The following is a 16,701-nucleotide window of genomic DNA, read 5'->3' on the forward strand; positions in this document are numbered from 1 at the left end:
ATGAATTTGTTAAATCAATATGAAAAATTTAAGGAAATGGCACCAGCGGGGTTAGAGAGCCTACGTCTTGCTGGTATCGAGTTTCTTAAAGCGCATGGTCTTCCAAATAGAAAAGATGAAGACTGGAAATATACTTCAACAAAAGAAATTCAAGAATCTGAATTTACACCCGCGTTGTTAATACATGAAATTCCTAATCATGATCTTTTGATGAAGGTGCGTGGAAATTTAAGTTCCCAATTTACTAACATCGTATTTATTAACGGTAATTACAGTGACCTTTTGTCTGAATCTTTGCCTAGCGGCGTGCATCTTCAAGCCGTGCATTCAGCTAAGTCCGAATTCGCTGATGGTTTTGAGGCCCTTAATGCCGCCTATGCAGAAAAGCTTTGGTCGTTGACGGTCGATAAGAATAGCTCAATTGAACAACCGATCAATATTGTTCACTTTGTCGATAGCGCAAAAAAGATAATGACGCACTCTCGGTTGGTTGTTGAATTGGGTATGGGATCTTCATTGAAATTGATTGAATCCTTCAGTGGGGTCGGCTCTTATTTTTCAAACTCTAAGACAGATATTATTCTGGCAGAAAATTCGAACCTAAAGTTTGTGCATTTGCAGACGGAAAGTCTTGAAGCCTCTAATATTGCCCGAACTCATGTGGGCCTTAAAGCAGGGGCGCATTTAGATGCCTTAAGTTTTGCTTCCGGCGGGAAGTTGGCTCGTCATTCTTTGGTTATTGATCTATTAGGATCCGGGGCCACGGCTATTGTGAACGGGGCCACTGTCGCGCAAGGGTCGCAGCATATGGACCACAATACTTCAATTAATCATCATGTTGGCCATTGTGATACTTCTCAGTTGTACAAAGGGATCTTAGGTGGTGAGTCGCGTTCGGTCTTTAATGGTCGGGTTTATATTGCTAAAGATGCGCAAAAGGCGAATTCCGAGCAGTTGAATAACAATCTATTGTTAAGTAATAAAGCTGAAGCCGATTCAAAGCCAATGCTTGAGATCTATGCTGATGACGTTAAGGCAGGGCACGGATCTACGGTGGGCCAATTGAATAAAGATGAATTATTCTATCTTCAAAGCCGCTGTATTTCAAAAAACGACGCGGTGACCATGCTTTCCTACGGATTTATCTCGGAGCTTATTTTGCGCATTGACGATACGAACATTCAAAGCTGGCTTCAGTCGCGACTTCATTCGTCGTTTTCGACTTTGAAGTTGGAGGTGTAAGATGTCTTCTGTCGAGTCTTTAAAGCCCCTATTTAACCAAATACGAAATGACTTTCCTACTTTGAAAGTTAAGGTTCATGGCGGGAAAGACTTGGTTTATTTAGATAGTGCTGCGACAACTTTGAAGCCACAGGCGGTGATAGATCGTATTGCTGAATACTACGCAAACGAAACTTCAAATGTTCATCGTGGCGCCCATTATATTAGCGATTTGGCGACGACGAAGTTTGAATCAGCGAGGCAAAAGATACAAAAGTTCATTGGGGCGGCTAGTTCCGACGAGGTCATCTATGTCCGTGGCACCACTGAGGCGATCAACCTGGTTGCTTATTCGTGGTTAGAGCCTCGATTGTCTGTTGGCGATATAATACTTGTTTCGGAAATGGAACATCATGCGAACATCGTTCCGTGGCAAATAGTGGCGGCTCGTAAGGGCGCTGAAGTCCGACCCGTTAAAGTCACCGATAGTGGCGAACTTGATTTATCTGATCTGAAAATCAAACTGAGTCTTCCTAAAGTTAAGATGTTGGCTTTAACGGCTTGCTCGAACACTTTGGGAACCGTGAATGATGTCAAGCAAGCATGCCAATGGGCCAAGTCTGCTGGTGTTCAAGTCTTGATCGATGGGGCTCAGATTGTATCTCAATCTAAGGTGGATGTTTTTGATTGGGGATGTGATTTTTTCGTTTTCTCTTCCCATAAACTATTTGGCCCTACTGGATTTGGCGTTCTTTTCGGTCGAAAAGAACTGCTAGAGCAGATGGGACCATGGCAGGGCGGGGGCAGCATGATTTCTAAAGTCTCTTTTACCGGTACGACTTTTAACGATGTTCCTTTTCGGTTCGAGGCGGGCACTCCCCATATTGAAGGGGCTATCGGGACCGCAACTGCATTAGATTATTTTCAACGTTTAGACCTTCAGCAGGTACACACCTGGGAAATGGCGTTGCTGGATTACGCTACCACCGAAATTAAAAAAATTGATGGTATTAAGGTCATTGGCGAGGCAGCGAACAAAGGTGCCATTCTGTCGTTTATTCTTAAGGGAGCCCATCATTCAGATGTTGGCCAAATTATGGATCAAATGGGCGTGGCGGTGCGCGCCGGTCATCATTGCACACAACCATTGATGGAACGCTTTGGAATACCGGGGACGGTTCGAGCTTCTTTTAGTATTTATAATAATTTTGAAGATGTGCAAATTTTTATACAAGCCGTAAAGAAGGCACAAGGGATGTTAGTATGAGCACACAAGATACATTAATTCGAATTCAAGCCACCCCGAACCCAAATGCTTGGAAGTTTGTCCTGGATAAGCCGGTATTGAATGAGGGAAAAGCCACTTACGCTAGTATTCAAGAGGCGGATCAAAACCCGTTGGCAGCAGCCTTGTTTGCGGTCGAGGGAATTAAGCAAGTTCATTTCTTTCAGAATGTAATCACAATCACTCATACGTTTGATTCGGATGTCGAACAGCTTCATGAGGCGGTTTGTGCGGTTATCCAACGGGGTATGGCAGTTCACAATCCAAATCAGACCGTGGCCGATGAAAAGATCCTTCGTCGTAAAGAATTAAGCCCCGAGCTACAGCAGATCGAAGAGATTTTAGATCGCACGGTTCGCCCTGGTTTGCAGGGTGACGGTGGAGATATTGATGTTCTAAAGTATGAAGAGAATAAGCTGTATGTATTCTATCAAGGAGCTTGCGGAACTTGTCCAAGCTCTACGACAGGAACATTGATGGCGATTGAAGGAATTTTGAGAGACGAGTTCAATCCTCAAATTGAGGTTATTCCTTATAATTAGGGTTGATCATTCTTGAACAAGATAACATAGTTATTGTAATGAATTGTGAGGGTCTCTCGAAACGAGAGACCTTTTGCATTCAGTTGTAATGTTTATTTTGCTTCCGAAGTATTGATCAATACTTTGTTTGTTTGCTAAACTTGTTGTTGTAAAGGTGGTTCATATGCAAAAGAAAGACGTTAATCTTGGTAAGTACCTTAAGGACAAACGCGAAGCTGCGGGCCTTTCTCAGAAAGAAGTAGCAGATCGTCTTGGTTATACAACTCCTCAGTTCGTATCTAACTGGGAGCGTGGAGTGTCTCAGCCTCCATTGAAGACTCTTAAAAAAATCGGTGAAATGTATAAAGTATCTTCTGATGAGTTGTTCAATATCACATTGAATTATACGATTCAGGAAGTTACGACTGACTTGAAAAAGAAGTTTTACGGTCGTAAAGCTTCTAACATGTAGTGATTTAGAGCTTCTAAATAAAAAAGCCCGGTTTTTGCCGGGCTTTTTTATTTTCCTGTCGCGCGATAGACTTCTTTGCGCATCTGCACGCCTAGGGATTCCATGGTGTCCTCGGGGCGAGAGCTGATCGAGGCGCTGCCCCCCATGCCTGAGGTTTTTCCTTTTGCTTCCAGAGAGATATTTTGAAAGTCCTCTTTGCTGAAGTTTCTAACAGTTAGCTCTAAAATATGAAATCGTCCCATCGCTAACGAAGGCAGTTCTCCATCGATTTGTCCATCGACAACGACGACCTCGGGGGGAAGAATCCAATGATAATCCATAGATTCTGGTATTTCTTGCATTGCTTGAACGGCTCCGCGCAGGATGATTTCCGAACTAGCCGACTCAGGTACTTTGGGGGTTTCTAAGACAACACGAATGGGAGTCAGGTGCTTGCCAACACTGACTGGTCCCCATGAGTGGGAAATGCTGGCTGGCTGGCGAAGGGCCTGAGCATTCTTCTTAGATAGATGAATTACAGCCATACCGGTAGCTCCGATGGACATACCGCCGACCACAAAGACAATCCACTTTCTTAGCGAATAGTTTGGTTTGTTGGACATAGGTAGCCTCCTGAGGCTGCTTGTGTGTTACGAAGTTGGTAAGTTGCGGTCCCGCCAGAGTAAACGGCACTCTCGGTATAAGCTTTTACATTCACTACGTAGTATCCTGCTGATAAGCCGGATAAAGAGATTGTCTCTTTTGCTGTCGCAGAGCGAGTTGCCGAAGTCTTCAAAAGGCTAGAGTTGGATTTCGTCGAGGATGTTTCTTGATAAGTGTAATCGCGACTATAAATGTACAAGTCTAAGTCAACGCTATCGCTTGAGGTCTTTTCAAGTTCGATGGTGGTTGGTGAAGACGGGTTGTAATAGATCACATAAAAATCATTAGAACGTAATTGATTCGAGCGCCACTCGCTGCCGTAGTACGAATTCGTAGCGGTACTCATTGAGGCTGCGCAAGTGCTAGCGCTCTGTGAAAGAAGGGCACCGTATTCAGACGTTGAAGTTGGCTGCATTTCTTCATCATAAATTGCGCCGATATTAGTAGAGCGCGAAGCCCATAGGCCATCGGTCGTCATTTGGGACTTTAAGTTCGCAGCAAACAGGGCGAAGTTGGTCAGATAAGCCGTGCTATCATTGAAGGCTGTAAACGCTTTCCAGATACTTCCAAATGGAATATTGCCTCCGGATTTACTGGATTCGTAGCTAGTTAAAATTGATTTATAAAGAGTGCGGGCGACTCCGAGTTCGCGGAAGGTTCCCTCGCCAGCGTAATTTGGTTTGTCCTTAATCGTAGAGTTTGCGCCTAAGGAAAGATCCGCGTGCAACTTAAAGCGAACACCTACTCCGAAGCCGGAAACATCGCCAGCAGTCTCTTTGTAACCATAGGTATCTGTGTAATAGTCTTTGTCAGTATCACTAAAGTGATTCTTAATTGCTGATTGTAAAAAGTTGGCCCAGCCCTCACTCCACGCTAAGCGCGGATCAATCAAGAAGTCACCATTGTGAGAGCCCCCCGGAGAGTCGGATTTCGAGTAGCGGTCCTCCAGAAAATGACCGTATTCGTGCAAAATGACCGAGTCATCAAAGTGATCAGTATCAGAGGATTTCACATCTCCTTGAATGCCACCGCAAATATAAAGTTTAGATTGGCCAGGCTCATAAAATGAAATTGGCGATGTTGGATAGCCGTAATATGCATAGGGAGTGAAGCCGGCTTGCCAATAGACAGAGACTTTGTCGGCGCTGGCTCCTGCAGCCAAGATTCCTTTGTCTCTCATATATTTATTGGCTTTATAGATTTGATTTAAAATATTGAAGGCGCCCCCTTCAATAAGAGTGCTGACTGATTCGCTCCCTGAGGCGACAAGACTTAAACCCGAAATAGTCGAGCCAGCAACTGTGACGGTTTTTTCGACTCCGTAAGGTAAGTTTGAATTGATATCGGAAAGCACGCTGACTTTTAAGCAGTTATTCAGAGCGCGTGACCTAACGACCATCGTGTAAGTCGCAGGTTTGCTTGAAAGCTGATATGAAAAAGTACCATCCGTATTTGTAGAGCCAGCTTGGACAATAGTTCCAGAGCTGTCATAAACATTAAATTCGGCGCAGGGAATGGCATAAGTGTCGAGGGTGGAGATTAAAGCTCCATTGCTTCCTACGGAAGAGTCAAAGCGACGTCTTTGATATTGAGCTGTACCGGTAACCGTAATTGTTGTGTAGCCAGACTCGGGAACGATCGTCTTTGGAGTGTCATCGTAGCTTGGTTCGGCCTTGTATTGAACGGTTGTTGCTTTGCCACTAGTCTTGGTTGAAAAGCCCGCATCACCACAACCTGTCAGAAGGCCAGTGGCGATCAAAAGCAAAATAGGCGAATAGAAGAAAGTAAATTTCACCCTTAACTTATCGGAATTTTAGTTGGTGGCTGAATGCAAAGTGCTTGAAATTTCTAACAAAGTTTAAATAAATCTTCTCAGGTTGAGACGGTTTTCTAGGCGTTTGGACCGAGGTCTTGTATCAAGATAATAAGAAGCAGAAATGAAATATTGAAAATAAAAAAAGGCCCGTGGCTACTCTGAAACTAAACCTCTTTTTCACCAGGTGGGTGGCCATAGTAACGACTTTAGGCTTCCCAGTACGAGCTGGGCTTGCTCACCATCGTCAGGGACAGCCCCCGATCATGTGCTTGTAAGGCTTATTTTCGAAGAGACTTACGCCATCGAACCTTATGTTTTTATTCTAGCGAATTTGGTAGCTGACTTCAATCAAACAGGACTCTTAGTTTTTAAATATTTTCCGAAAAAGAGACTATGACACCTCAAAAACTAGATTTTATCTTTCCTTTTTTGGTTTTTTTCTATGGATTTTTAATGGTGCTTGTGCTTGAGCTTCCGTTTTTCGTACGGGTCGGCCAACAGCGCATGGCGCAGGCATATTCAGAGCTAGGTCGGCATAAACCGCTGGCTTGGATTTGCTTTTTTGTCGGTGGTCTGTGGAGTGTTCAGAATATTTGGTATTCGACGCTGTAGTCCGACGCCGTAGAGATTGACTCGATACTGGGCCATCGCTAGTTTGTTGAGCAATGAGCGACTCGGCCAACCAACCCCTAAAGCGAACCAGCAATATTGCGCAAGCGAGTGCCCCGGAAGATATTCTGCGGTCCGAGCCTACGGTATTGACCATCGAGCAATTGAATCTTCAGATAAAGCAAATTCTTGAAGGGCAAGTAGGATTGGTTTGGGTGCGTGGGGAGATCTCTAATTTTAAAGCGCACACTTCAGGTCATCATTATTTCAGCCTTAAAGATGCTAAATCGCAAATTTCAGCGGTGATGTTTCGCGGAAACAATTCACGACTTAAATTTAAAATTCATGATGGTTTAGAAGTATTGGCCAGAGGCCGCATTGCCGTCTATGAGCCTCGCGGCAATTATCAGATAGTGTGTGATATGATGGAGCCTGTCGGCGCAGGGGCGCTTCAAAAGGCTTTCGAGCAGTTAAAAGAAAAACTAAAAAAAGAAGGCTTGTTTGATCCTGCAAAAAAACGTGCGATTCCCACGTTGCCAAAGCATGTTGCTATCGTGACTTCGCCAACTGGTGCCGCGATACGGGATATTTTAAATATCTTGTCTCGTCGAGCGGCTTCAGTGCCCGTGACAATTGTGCCGACCTTAGTTCAAGGGGATGCGGCGGCTTTACAGATTGTAGAGGCTCTAAAGAAAGCGGCAATGATTCCCGACGTGGATGTTATTATTTGTGGTCGCGGCGGTGGTTCGATTGAAGATATGTGGTGTTTTAATGACGAGCGAGTGGCTCGGGCCATTGCAGCTTCACCAATTCCGGTCATTTCCGCGGTTGGCCACGAAATTGATTTTACGATTGCTGACTTTGTTGCGGATCTTCGGGCGCCAACTCCTTCTGCGGCCGCAGAACTTGTGGCTAGAAGTTCTATTGAATTAAGCCAAAAAATCCAGTCATTGAAGCGCATGTTAAATCTGGCAATGCAAAAGCAGATGAAGATGCTTTTGCAAAAAATTGACAGCCTTTCACGCCGCCTCGTAGATCCCAAACGCCGTTTAGAAGACTTAAGAATTAGAAATGATGATTTGCTAAATAGATTGGAAATGGCTATTCAGCGCAGGTTGGAAAATACTAAGAACAGGCTGGTTGTGCTTGAACATCGTTTGGTGCACCCGTCAGATTTGATCGCAGAAAATCGCAAAGAAGTTCAGCATCAGCTCAATAGCCTGACTCGAATGATGACCCGTCTTCTAGAGCGTAAAGAGGCCAAGCTGCAACGCTCTATGGGGATACTAGATTCTTTAAGCCCCTTGAAGGTCGTGGATCGGGGTTATTCCATTGTGACAAAAGAAAAAGAAGTTATTAAATCAGTTAATCAAATATCAATCGGAGATCGTATTTCAATTCGTCTTGCCGAGGGGCAGGCCGAAGCAACAATCGATCAAGTGAAAGGCTAGTGCATGGATTTTGAAAAAAAGCTCGGACGATTGGAAGAAATTGTACAAAAAATGGAAAAAGGCGATTTAGCACTTGATGAATCATTAAAGCTATTTGAAGAGGGTGTAAAGCTTTCTCGTGAATGCCATCAGCGCTTGAACGAAGCCGACGCTAAAGTGAAGCTTTTAGTTTCTGTTGATGAAAGTGGTAAAGTCGAAGCCAAAGACTTTGCAATGGACGACGAATAGTTATGGATCTATTTATCCACTGCGAGCAAGAAATTAAAAATAGAATTGATCTAATAGATCAATGGCTGAAAAATTCGCTTAAAGATCAGCAGCTGCCGCACGGAGAACCAATTCAGTATTTGTTAGAGTCTATGAAGTACTCCACAAATGGCGGGGGAAAAAGATTTAGGCCAGTTCTGGCATTGTTAGTTGGAGAAATGTTCAATGCTCCTGCGGAAAAGGTTCTTCCTTTTGCTTGTGCTGTTGAAATGGTTCATACTTACTCGTTAATTCACGATGATCTGCCCTGTATGGATAATGATGATTTCCGCAGAGGCCAACCAACTAATCACAAGGTCTACGGAGAGGCGTTTGCTTTATTGGCCGGAGACAGTCTTTTGACAGAGGCCTTTTCGGTAATAGCAGAAAATTATAAGGATAACGCTTTTTTAGCAATGACTTTAGTTCAGATGCTTTCAAAGGCCGCAGGCATTAAAGGCATGGTCGGTGGGCAAGCTTTGGACTTGCGCGGAGCTAAAAATATTTCTGAACAAGAGCTGCGTCTTCTTCACGAGTTGAAGACTGGGGCCCTTATACAGGTCGCGGCTGAAGGTGCCGCATTGATTGCTGGGGCTAAGCCAAGCGATATCGAACATATTCGAAAATTTGGTCTAAGTCTTGGGCTGGCTTTTCAGGTGGCCGATGATATTTTAGATCATCAAGACAAGGCCCAAGAGGGGCGTAGCTTTGTTCCTATGATGGGTATAGACCAAACCCGACAATTGCTAGATAAGATTAGCGATGAATGTCACCAAAGTTTAAATGCAGTTTCAAGATTTCCGATGCTTGAGTATCTAGTTGAATTCAATCAAAAGCGTGAAAAATGAGACTTGATATTTGGTTGGTGGAAAATAAATTTGCAGCATCGAGGTCTCAGGCGCAGGAGATGATTGACTCTGGCCAGGTAAATCTTGTGGATGGCGATACCAGTAAGGTTCTAAAGAAGCCGAGCTTCAAAGTAGATCCAACAATGAATATTCGGGTTCTGGAAGGGCCGGTCAGTCGCTATGTTTCACGAGGGGGGCTAAAGCTTGAAGGCGCCCTTAAGCACACGCAGATCGTAGTCGAAGGCAAACATTGTTTGGATATTGGAATTTCAACTGGAGGTTTTACCGATTGCTTGCTGAAGTCAGGAGCCGCCAGTGTTGTGGGTGTCGACGTCGGGCATGATCAAGTGCATCCCACATTAAAAAATGAAAATCGTTTAAAATTTTTAGAGGGTGTTAATGCGCGCGCGCTGGGAGATCATCCTGAATTCAAATCGTTGATTCCAAGCGATGGATTTGACTTAATTGTTATGGATGTCTCTTTTATTTCTATGACTTTAATTGCGCACCAATTTGTGAACTTACTTAAGCCCGGTGGAATTGTATTAAGTCTAGTAAAACCCCAGTTCGAAGTCGGTGCTCAAGGTCTAGGAAAGGGCGGAATCGTGAAAGATGTGTCGCTCTATTTGGAAGTAGAGAAGAAAATTAAGACCGAACTTCTAGGCTCTGGAATGATGGTGAAGGATTATTTTGATTCATCAATTCAGGGAAAGGATGGCAATCATGAATTCTTTATTTGGGCTGAAAAGCCGTAATTTTATTTTTATTTTATCGCTGGCTTTTTTGGTCGGTTGTCAGTCTTTTAATTTAAAAACTCGAGACGGCAAAGCGGGTTCACCTACTGACAGTTCGGGCGTGAGCGTTTCAAGTGATCATCGAACCGGTGGCGAAAGCCGCCCAGAGGGTTTGGGGACTTCAATGCCTTCAGAGGTTTTAGAGACCGAGCCAGTAGCTCCAACCGAAGCATTGCCAGATGTTTTGGTTGCGAAGACTCCAACCAAAACAATTCCTAAATTTGCATTTATTCTTGGACCAGGCGGCGCGAAGGCATTTGCTCATGTTGGCTTTCTGCAAGAGCTACAGAGCCGAAAGGTTCCTGTGCAAGTGATTTCGGGCATCGAGTGGGGCGCATTGGTTGCGGGCCTTTATGCTTATCGTGGCTCTGTCAACGATGTGCAATGGCAGCTCAGTAAGATTAAATCTGAAGACGTCATGAAAAGAAATTTTATCACTCGGCAATTAGAGCCAGGTTCGATGGATCAGTTGTCTTCGTTACTTTATGATGCTGTTGGGAACAGTCAAACGGATAAAACCCGCATTCCTTTTGCTTGTCCTTCGTATATGCTGGCTCGTTCTGAAGGTTTTGTTATGAGTCGTAGTTATTTGCGCGAAGCGATTTCGTATTGTATGCCTTTGCCGCCCTTATTGAGTCCTTATAAAGGCTACGTGGCGCATCCTATGGATATCGGTTTGATTGCTCAGTACCTAAGAAGTCGGGGGGCTAACTACGTGGTTTACGTTTCGGTTCTTGGGCCACAGGGTGGCAAGGGGGCAAATCTTGATACCTCGAGCACTATTTTATGGAACTTTGCGGATCAGAAGGCTTTGGCAAGATATGGGGTCGATGCCAGTTTGTCGATTCCGATAAATGAGTATAGTATAGTAGATATAGATCGCTCCAGAGAGATCATGATCAAAGGGGCTGATTTAAGTAAGACGGTGCTAAATAAGTTTTTAGCACCTTGGGGATTGTAAGGAATAAAGAGGTAGATTGTGAGAAAGCCAAGCGAAAGCATGACAGTGTTTGCAGATCGTCGTCGGAAACTAGCTGAATCTTTAAAAGGAGCCGCTTTGGTCGTGGCTTCTCATCCCGAGATGATTCGAAATCATGACGTCCACTTCCCTTATCGCCAAGATACAAATTTGTATTATCTTACTGGTTGGGAAGAACCAGAATCCATTTTAGTTTACCGTCCAGGTTGCAGTCCCGAGACAGTTATGTTTGTGCGCAAAAAAGATCGTGAGCGTGAAACTTGGGATGGTTTTAGATATGGCCCTGAAGGTTGCGAGCAAGAATTTAAAGTCGATAAAGCCTATTTGATCGATGATTTCAAGAGCATCGCTCCAAAGTTGTTGGCGGACGTAGATCGTCTTTATTATCGTTTATTTAAGAACGCTCATGTTGATCATCTTATGCAAGAGGTTCTAGAGACAAGTCGGCAGATGCGAGGGCGCACTGGCTATGGTCTTCTATCGATCCATGATTCAGATACTTTGATCGGAGAGTCGCGCTTAGTAAAGTCAGACTATGAATTAAATCACATGCGCGAGGCTTGCGAAATCACTGCTCAGGCTCATTTAGCGGCAATGCGATTCACTCGTCCTGGAGTTTCAGAGCGCCAGGTGCAGGCTGTTTTGGCTCATCATTTTTATTCAAAAGGCGCTGCCCGCGAAGGTTATAATTATATTGTGGCGTCCGGTAATGCAGCGACGACCTTGCACTACAACTTTAATGATCAAGTTTGCAAAGATGGCGACTTGTTATTAATAGATGCTGGTGCTGAGTTTAACTATTATACCGGTGATATCACGCGCACATATCCGGTGAATGGAAAATTCACTGACGAGCAAGCCCGTGTATATGAGGCCGTTTTGAAAGTTCAAAAGGCGATTATTGATTTTGTAAAACCGGGAATTGTTTTTAAAGACATGCATGATATGGCAACATCGATGTTAACTGATGCGATGTTGGAGTTGGGTTTGTTGAACGGTCGAAAAGAAGATGTTATTCAGGCACTTCAGCACAAGAAATATTATCCGCATGGAGTTGGTCACTGGTTAGGTATGGATGTGCATGATGCTGGCTTATACTATAAAAAAGGTGAGCCACGTCCGATCGAGGCAAACATGTGCTTTACGGTCGAGCCAGGACTTTATATCCCGGCAGATGACACTTCAGCGCCTTCGAAGTATCGCGGCATTGGGATTCGTATTGAAGACAATGTGCGGGTGACAGCTACAGGCTGCGAGAACATGACCAGTTCGGTTCCAAAAGAAATCAGTGAAATCGAAAAAGTAGTTGGACAGTAAAATTGAACAGTAAAAAAAGGGAGGCTGTAGCCTCCCTTTTTTATATGAAGCGATGACCAAGCCAACCTTTCAGGCTAGCTTGATTCTGAAGCTCTCTTTCAGTTCTATATATTTTATCATCCTGGCTTGCGGCACTGACAGCTAAAGCAATATGAGTTGCCGAAGTTAGAAGTTCAAAGTCCCCCATTGTATTCCCTGAACACAAGAAAGGTTTTTTGCCGTTGGTGGCATTTAAAAGAGCATCTACTTTTCCCTGGCGGTAGGTGATAATGCCTTCGGGCAAATCGGTGATGTTCTTGTCCAGGACTTTAGTCTGAATGCCAATCACGTTTTGATTGGGAATTCCATAGAAACTCAATGCTCCTGGTTCCACGGCCCATTTGATCGATGCAGTGACGACATAGATTTCGACACCTTTACGTTTTAACAATGAAATAAGCTTTTGTTGTTCTTCAAAGATAGGAAGTGGAGCTTGTTCGTCGACCGCTTTCTGAGCCCAATTGCGAACGGCATCAATATTCTGACCTTTATTAATTTGGGCAAGCCACAAATAAGCCGACCGAGGATCATTATTAATTTTTTTCATCTCTTCATAGTGCTGGAAGGGATCCTTAGGGAGCGGAACTAATTTATTTTCAATTTGATAATTGAAGAAAGTCTCGCCTAGGTCAATGTCCCAAAGAGTTCCGTCGGCATCAAACGCGGCCACTGGATTTGAATCGACCTTTAAAACATCGTCTACAGCTTGTTCTATCTTATGCCAGATATCAGGGGAATATTGTTTGTATTTCATGGGTCTATAGTATGAAATAGAGTCTTAATTGACAACCGATATGAGGCGGGAACTATGACGTCTTTTAGCCGCATTACTACGATTCACGACTTAGAAGAAATACTAGATTTTGAAGCGCGTATTTTAGAAAAACAAATCCCAGATGAAGCCGAAAGAATATTTGCTCAATGGAATTCAAGAACTCGAAAAGAGGCCTTAGAGCATCACTTGGGACTTGGTTGGAGCTTTCTTGTGCGGGACCAAGAGAAAAAATCTAAATGGTCCTCGGAGGGTGAATTGCTGGGCTATTTTATTGGCCAGCCATTACTCTTTTTTGAAGGACAAACTCAGAGTTTGTGGGTCGAGCATATTAGCGCTGAAAACGACGAAGTTTTCTTTTTTTTAGGGGATCTTGCTTATCGACTTTCTAGGGAAAAGCATTTTCAACGGGTCTATCTTCCTAACTCGGATCGCGCTCAGATGTTGTTCGCACCTTTTAAGATCACCTCATGGAAGCCAGATACATTATTTATTCGAACGACGAAGGGATAGTGATGAAAGCATTTTCATTTGCAACCAGACAAGAAAATATCAAAAAGCTTCCAGAACAAAAATTTGATTTGCTAATAATTGGCGGTGGAATCACAGGCGCAGGTGCCGCTCGGGATGCGGCAGCTCGAGGTTTAAAAGTTGCGCTTGTCGAAGCTTCTGATTTTGCAAGTGGCACTTCTTCAAGATCTTCGAAGCTTATTCACGGCGGTATTCGTTATCTAGAGAACCTTGAATTTGGTTTAGTTTTTGAAGCTTTAAACGAACGCACCAAATTATTTGAAATGGCTCCACATTTGGTTCATCCCTTGCGCTTCATGCTTCCGCTTTATGAAAATAGCAGAGTAGGTATGTTTAAAATGGGGCTGGGTATGTGGTTGTACGATGCTCTATCTTTATTTCAGGCCCCGGAAATGCACGAACGGCTAGATGACCAAGAAACTATAGAAAGAATGCCAGACATTCAAAAACAGGGTCTAGCTGGAAGTTTCGTGTATTCGGACGCCTACATGGATGATGATCGCTTGGTGCTTGAAACTTTGCGGGCAGCTAATGAGCTTGGCGCGGTCTGTGCGAACTATGTAAAAGCCACGGGCGCAAATATTTCTTCAAATGGGATGATTCATTCAGTACGTTGTAAAGATCTTGTCGGAGACTCAGAATTTGTGGTCCACGCACGACATGTTATTAGTTGTGTAGGGCCTTGGACAGATCAGCTGGGTGCCGAGTTAATTCAGAAGTGGAAAAATATTTTGCGGCCAACGAAAGGGATTCACCTTACATTGCCCAAAAATCGATTGCCGCTTACTTCGGCGGTTGTTATGGCGGCTGAAAAATCAAACCGTATTGTTTTTGGAATTCCTCGTCATGAGATGATTATTGTCGGGACCACAGATACGGACTTTACTGGGTCGCCCGAAAATGTAGAGGCAACCGCGGAGGATGTTAAATATCTTTTAAAGATTGTTGATGATTATTTTCCCGGCGCCAAACTGACTAAAGAAGACATTATAGCCAGTTATGCAGGGGTTCGGCCCTTAGTGAATGATGGTTCGGACTCTGAAGGAAAAACAAGTCGAGAACATGTTATCTTCTCTGATTCAGTTGGGGTGACATTTGTCGCTGGTGGTAAATATACAACTTATCGCTTGATGGCTGAACAAGTTGTGAACGAGGCATTAAAATTTTTTACTATCGAAGAGAAAGTAAAATTTAAAGAAGCTGATACGACTCTACCGCTGTCTCCTTTTACAAGTGTCGAAGCCTTTCAGCAAGCACAGGCAAGTGTGAGCCTGTTAGCAAAAGACTTTTCGTTATCCGAGAGTGTTGTGCAACGTTTGGTGGATCGTTATGGAATGGAAGCCGAATCTATCTTGGTCGAAAATCCTGAAGATTTTGGTTATTGGCAGCTTGAAGCTTGGCAGGCCATTCATCATACGATGTGTTTCCATTTAGTAGATTTCTATACTCGACGAGTTCCGTTGTTTTTGGCGACATCAGATCATGGCATTTCTCAGTTAGACGATGTTGCTAAAGTGTTTCAGAAGGAACTTGGCTGGAGTCAAAAACGCACAGACGACGAAAAGCAGTTGATTCGAAACTATATCGAAAAAGAACTGGCCTGGAAGAACCATCTGTAAAGGGTCTCGGGATTGAGCTGTGGGTACTTAAGAAAAAAGACATCCTGTCATGGGAGCTTCCCGCTCCCATACCCTGGGGTAAAGCCGGTCATCGTGACCGGCTTTTTGCGTTGTGTCTCTTGAAATAAAAAGGCCCATCTTGGCGAACCTTGTGATTTGATTTTTTTACTACGAAAAAAAAATTACAAAGGCCAAGAATGGACCTTCATCATTTGATCAACAGCTTATTAGGTCTGCAAGATTTAAATATTACCAACGCGGAGCTTTCAGAGGACTTTGTGTCTTGTCGGCTTTCGGCAGAGTTACCGTGGTCCCGCGCCTGCTGCGCGGACTGCGAGCATCCCTTATTGGAATTCCATCAATGGAGCTATCGAGACCTTAAAGTACCCCCTCTGGGGCTCTTTAAGGACGTCGTTATTCATTTACGATATCCACGAGGACTTTGTCCCGTATGCAATAAAATCCAACGCTCTAAGGTTTCAGGGATCCATTCAAAATTCAAAGGCCATAGCTGCAGCTTTGTCGAAACCGCGGGTCGACTCATGGAAGAAACCACCTGTGCTGCTGCGGCCCGGACCTTGAGTTCAGATCCAAAGACTTTATGGCAAATGGATCAGTGGCGTATGCGAGAAATGCAAAAGAATTTAGATGTAAACAGGTTTACAAAAGATCTTGATGTTTCTCGTATGAGTGCTGACGAGGTGCACTTTAAGACTGAAACTGAAACCAAAAGAGAGCACCCTTTTGCACCACGATGGACCGTAAAGTTCGTAACAAACTTAGTGTGTACGAAGGCTGCAAAGGTGATTGCTAACGCTGCTGGTAGGGATGCTATGGCCTTAGCAACGTGTTTAAAAACTCTATCAAGACCCCAGCGATTATCAGTGGAGTTTTTTTCAATAGACATGAACCCTGGCTACTTCCAAGCCGTGAGTAAACTCTGTCCCAATGCAGAGATTGCGATTGATCGATTCCACTTGGTTCAGAGCATGAACGAATACTTTGAAAAAGTCAGAAAAGAAGAGTTTCAAAAGGCAAAAAAGAACAAAAAAGAGTTCGAAGAAATCATGTTGTCACCATCGAGAAGGTTCATGTTTTTAGAGCGAGATGCTGTTTTATCTATCGAGGAGAATAATATGCTAGGAAAGTTAAAAGTGTTAAATACGAATATTTCAAACGCAATGATTATCGTTGAGTATTTCCATAAGGTTTTAGAAGAAAAAGGTGTCCACGGGTTTAGATCACGCTTGGCAAAATGGTATGGGTTGGTTCGAGATTCGAAGTTGCTGCCACTTCGGAAGTTTGCACTGCAAGTTCGCAAGTACCGGATCAATATCGAAGCCTATATACGATCAAATTTAACGACTGCAATCAGTGAAGGACTTAACAATAAAATCAGAGTTCTAAAGGCCATGGCCTACAGCTATCAGAATGAGGAATCGTTTATGCTAAAGATCCTTCAGAGGTGTGGATTTCTCAATTCGAGACACATGGATACCCGGCGTCTATTCAAATATAGCAGCCTGGCATGAAACCTAC

Annotated in this window: 17 protein-coding genes and 1 other RNA gene; 14 read left to right on the forward strand and 4 right to left on the reverse strand. The window is 43.8% G+C overall.

Translation table 11 applies throughout. The features are described 5' to 3' along the window. From sufD to AC04MN_RS06035, 4 genes are all read left to right on the forward strand, one after another. Window positions 1-1,242, forward strand: a complete 1,242-nt coding sequence (gene sufD, locus AC04MN_RS06020; RefSeq protein WP_475382288.1) for a Fe-S cluster assembly protein SufD — start codon at window positions 1-3, stop codon at window positions 1,240-1,242. Window position 1,243: 1 nt separating this feature from the next. Beyond that, window positions 1,244-2,488, forward strand: a complete 1,245-nt coding sequence (locus AC04MN_RS06025) for an aminotransferase class V-fold PLP-dependent enzyme (RefSeq protein ID WP_475382289.1) — start codon at window positions 1,244-1,246, stop codon at window positions 2,486-2,488. Continuing rightward, window positions 2,485-3,048: a NifU family protein gene (locus AC04MN_RS06030; protein ID WP_475382290.1), complete on the forward strand. Its 564-nt coding sequence runs from the start codon at window positions 2,485-2,487 to the stop codon at window positions 3,046-3,048. The genes AC04MN_RS06025 and AC04MN_RS06030 overlap by 4 nt, the downstream gene beginning before the upstream one ends. A 163-nt stretch (window positions 3,049-3,211) precedes the next feature. Continuing rightward, window positions 3,212-3,499 carry a helix-turn-helix domain-containing protein gene (locus AC04MN_RS06035; protein ID WP_475382291.1) on the forward strand — a complete coding sequence of 96 codons (288 nt, stop codon included), beginning with the start codon at window positions 3,212-3,214 and terminating at the stop codon, window positions 3,497-3,499. Between the two features lie 47 nt (window positions 3,500-3,546). On the opposite strand, the gene AC04MN_RS06040 is transcribed toward AC04MN_RS06035, so the two are convergent. The 3 genes from AC04MN_RS06040 to ssrS all read right to left on the reverse strand — a co-directional run bounded on the left by AC04MN_RS06040 (window position 3,547) and on the right by ssrS (window position 6,256). Further along, a complete protein-coding gene (locus AC04MN_RS06040; protein ID WP_475382292.1) occupies window positions 3,547-4,101 on the reverse strand; it encodes a hypothetical protein in 555 nt (184 codons plus the stop codon). Continuing rightward, window positions 4,074-5,936: a hypothetical protein gene (locus AC04MN_RS06045; protein WP_475382293.1), complete on the reverse strand. Its 1,863-nt coding sequence runs from the start codon at window positions 5,934-5,936 to the stop codon at window positions 4,074-4,076. The genes AC04MN_RS06040 and AC04MN_RS06045 overlap by 28 nt, the downstream gene beginning before the upstream one ends. Window positions 5,937-6,105: 169 nt before the next feature. Then, window positions 6,106-6,256: non-coding RNA, 6S RNA (gene ssrS / locus AC04MN_RS06050), on the reverse strand. Between the two features lie 94 nt (window positions 6,257-6,350). Here ssrS and AC04MN_RS06055 point away from each other — a divergent pair. Genes AC04MN_RS06055 through AC04MN_RS06085 form a run of 7 tightly spaced genes read left to right on the forward strand, consistent with a single transcriptional unit; the run spans window position 6,351 to window position 12,201 of the window. After that, the gene (locus tag AC04MN_RS06055) at window positions 6,351-6,569 is read left to right on the forward strand and encodes a hypothetical protein (RefSeq protein WP_475382294.1); all 219 of its coding nucleotides are present in this window, start codon (window positions 6,351-6,353) and stop codon (window positions 6,567-6,569) included. 53 nt (window positions 6,570-6,622) lie between these two features. After that, on the forward strand, window positions 6,623-8,017 hold the full coding sequence (gene xseA / locus AC04MN_RS06060) for an exodeoxyribonuclease VII large subunit (protein ID WP_475382295.1): 1,395 nt from the start codon (window positions 6,623-6,625) through the stop codon (window positions 8,015-8,017). Window positions 8,018-8,020: 3 nt separating this feature from the next. Further along, window positions 8,021-8,245, forward strand: coding sequence for an exodeoxyribonuclease VII small subunit (locus AC04MN_RS06065; RefSeq protein ID WP_475382296.1), 225 nt, complete (start codon window positions 8,021-8,023; stop codon window positions 8,243-8,245). 2 nt (window positions 8,246-8,247) lie between these two features. Next, the gene (locus AC04MN_RS06070; RefSeq protein WP_475382297.1) at window positions 8,248-9,111 is read left to right on the forward strand and encodes a polyprenyl synthetase family protein; all 864 of its coding nucleotides are present in this window, start codon (window positions 8,248-8,250) and stop codon (window positions 9,109-9,111) included. Further along, window positions 9,108-9,866: a TlyA family RNA methyltransferase gene (locus AC04MN_RS06075; protein ID WP_475382298.1), complete on the forward strand. Its 759-nt coding sequence runs from the start codon at window positions 9,108-9,110 to the stop codon at window positions 9,864-9,866. The genes AC04MN_RS06070 and AC04MN_RS06075 overlap by 4 nt, the downstream gene beginning before the upstream one ends. Next, a complete protein-coding gene (locus AC04MN_RS06080; protein ID WP_475382299.1) occupies window positions 9,835-10,866 on the forward strand; it encodes a patatin-like phospholipase family protein in 1,032 nt (343 codons plus the stop codon). The genes AC04MN_RS06075 and AC04MN_RS06080 overlap by 32 nt, the downstream gene beginning before the upstream one ends. An 18-nt stretch (window positions 10,867-10,884) precedes the next feature. Beyond that, window positions 10,885-12,201, forward strand: a complete 1,317-nt coding sequence (locus AC04MN_RS06085; RefSeq protein ID WP_475382300.1) for an aminopeptidase P family protein — start codon at window positions 10,885-10,887, stop codon at window positions 12,199-12,201. A gap of 40 nt (window positions 12,202-12,241) precedes the next feature. Here the strand turns inward: AC04MN_RS06085 and AC04MN_RS06090 are convergent, their stop codons facing one another. Beyond that, window positions 12,242-12,994: an HAD family hydrolase gene (locus tag AC04MN_RS06090; protein ID WP_475382301.1), complete on the reverse strand. Its 753-nt coding sequence runs from the start codon at window positions 12,992-12,994 to the stop codon at window positions 12,242-12,244. Between the two features lie 54 nt (window positions 12,995-13,048). On the opposite strand from AC04MN_RS06090, the gene AC04MN_RS06095 reads away from it, so the two are divergent. From AC04MN_RS06095 to AC04MN_RS06105, 3 genes are all read left to right on the forward strand, one after another. Beyond that, window positions 13,049-13,525, forward strand: coding sequence for a hypothetical protein (locus tag AC04MN_RS06095; protein ID WP_475382302.1), 477 nt, complete (start codon window positions 13,049-13,051; stop codon window positions 13,523-13,525). Further along, window positions 13,483-15,162: a glycerol-3-phosphate dehydrogenase/oxidase gene (locus tag AC04MN_RS06100; protein ID WP_475382303.1), complete on the forward strand. Its 1,680-nt coding sequence runs from the start codon at window positions 13,483-13,485 to the stop codon at window positions 15,160-15,162. The genes AC04MN_RS06095 and AC04MN_RS06100 overlap by 43 nt, the downstream gene beginning before the upstream one ends. Window positions 15,163-15,359: 197 nt before the next feature. Then, the gene (locus AC04MN_RS06105) at window positions 15,360-16,694 is read left to right on the forward strand and encodes an ISL3 family transposase (protein ID WP_475381169.1); all 1,335 of its coding nucleotides are present in this window, start codon (window positions 15,360-15,362) and stop codon (window positions 16,692-16,694) included. The last annotated feature ends 7 nt before the right edge of the window (window positions 16,695-16,701 follow it).

This window comes from Bdellovibrio sp. ZFWA1 (assembly GCF_056175665.1).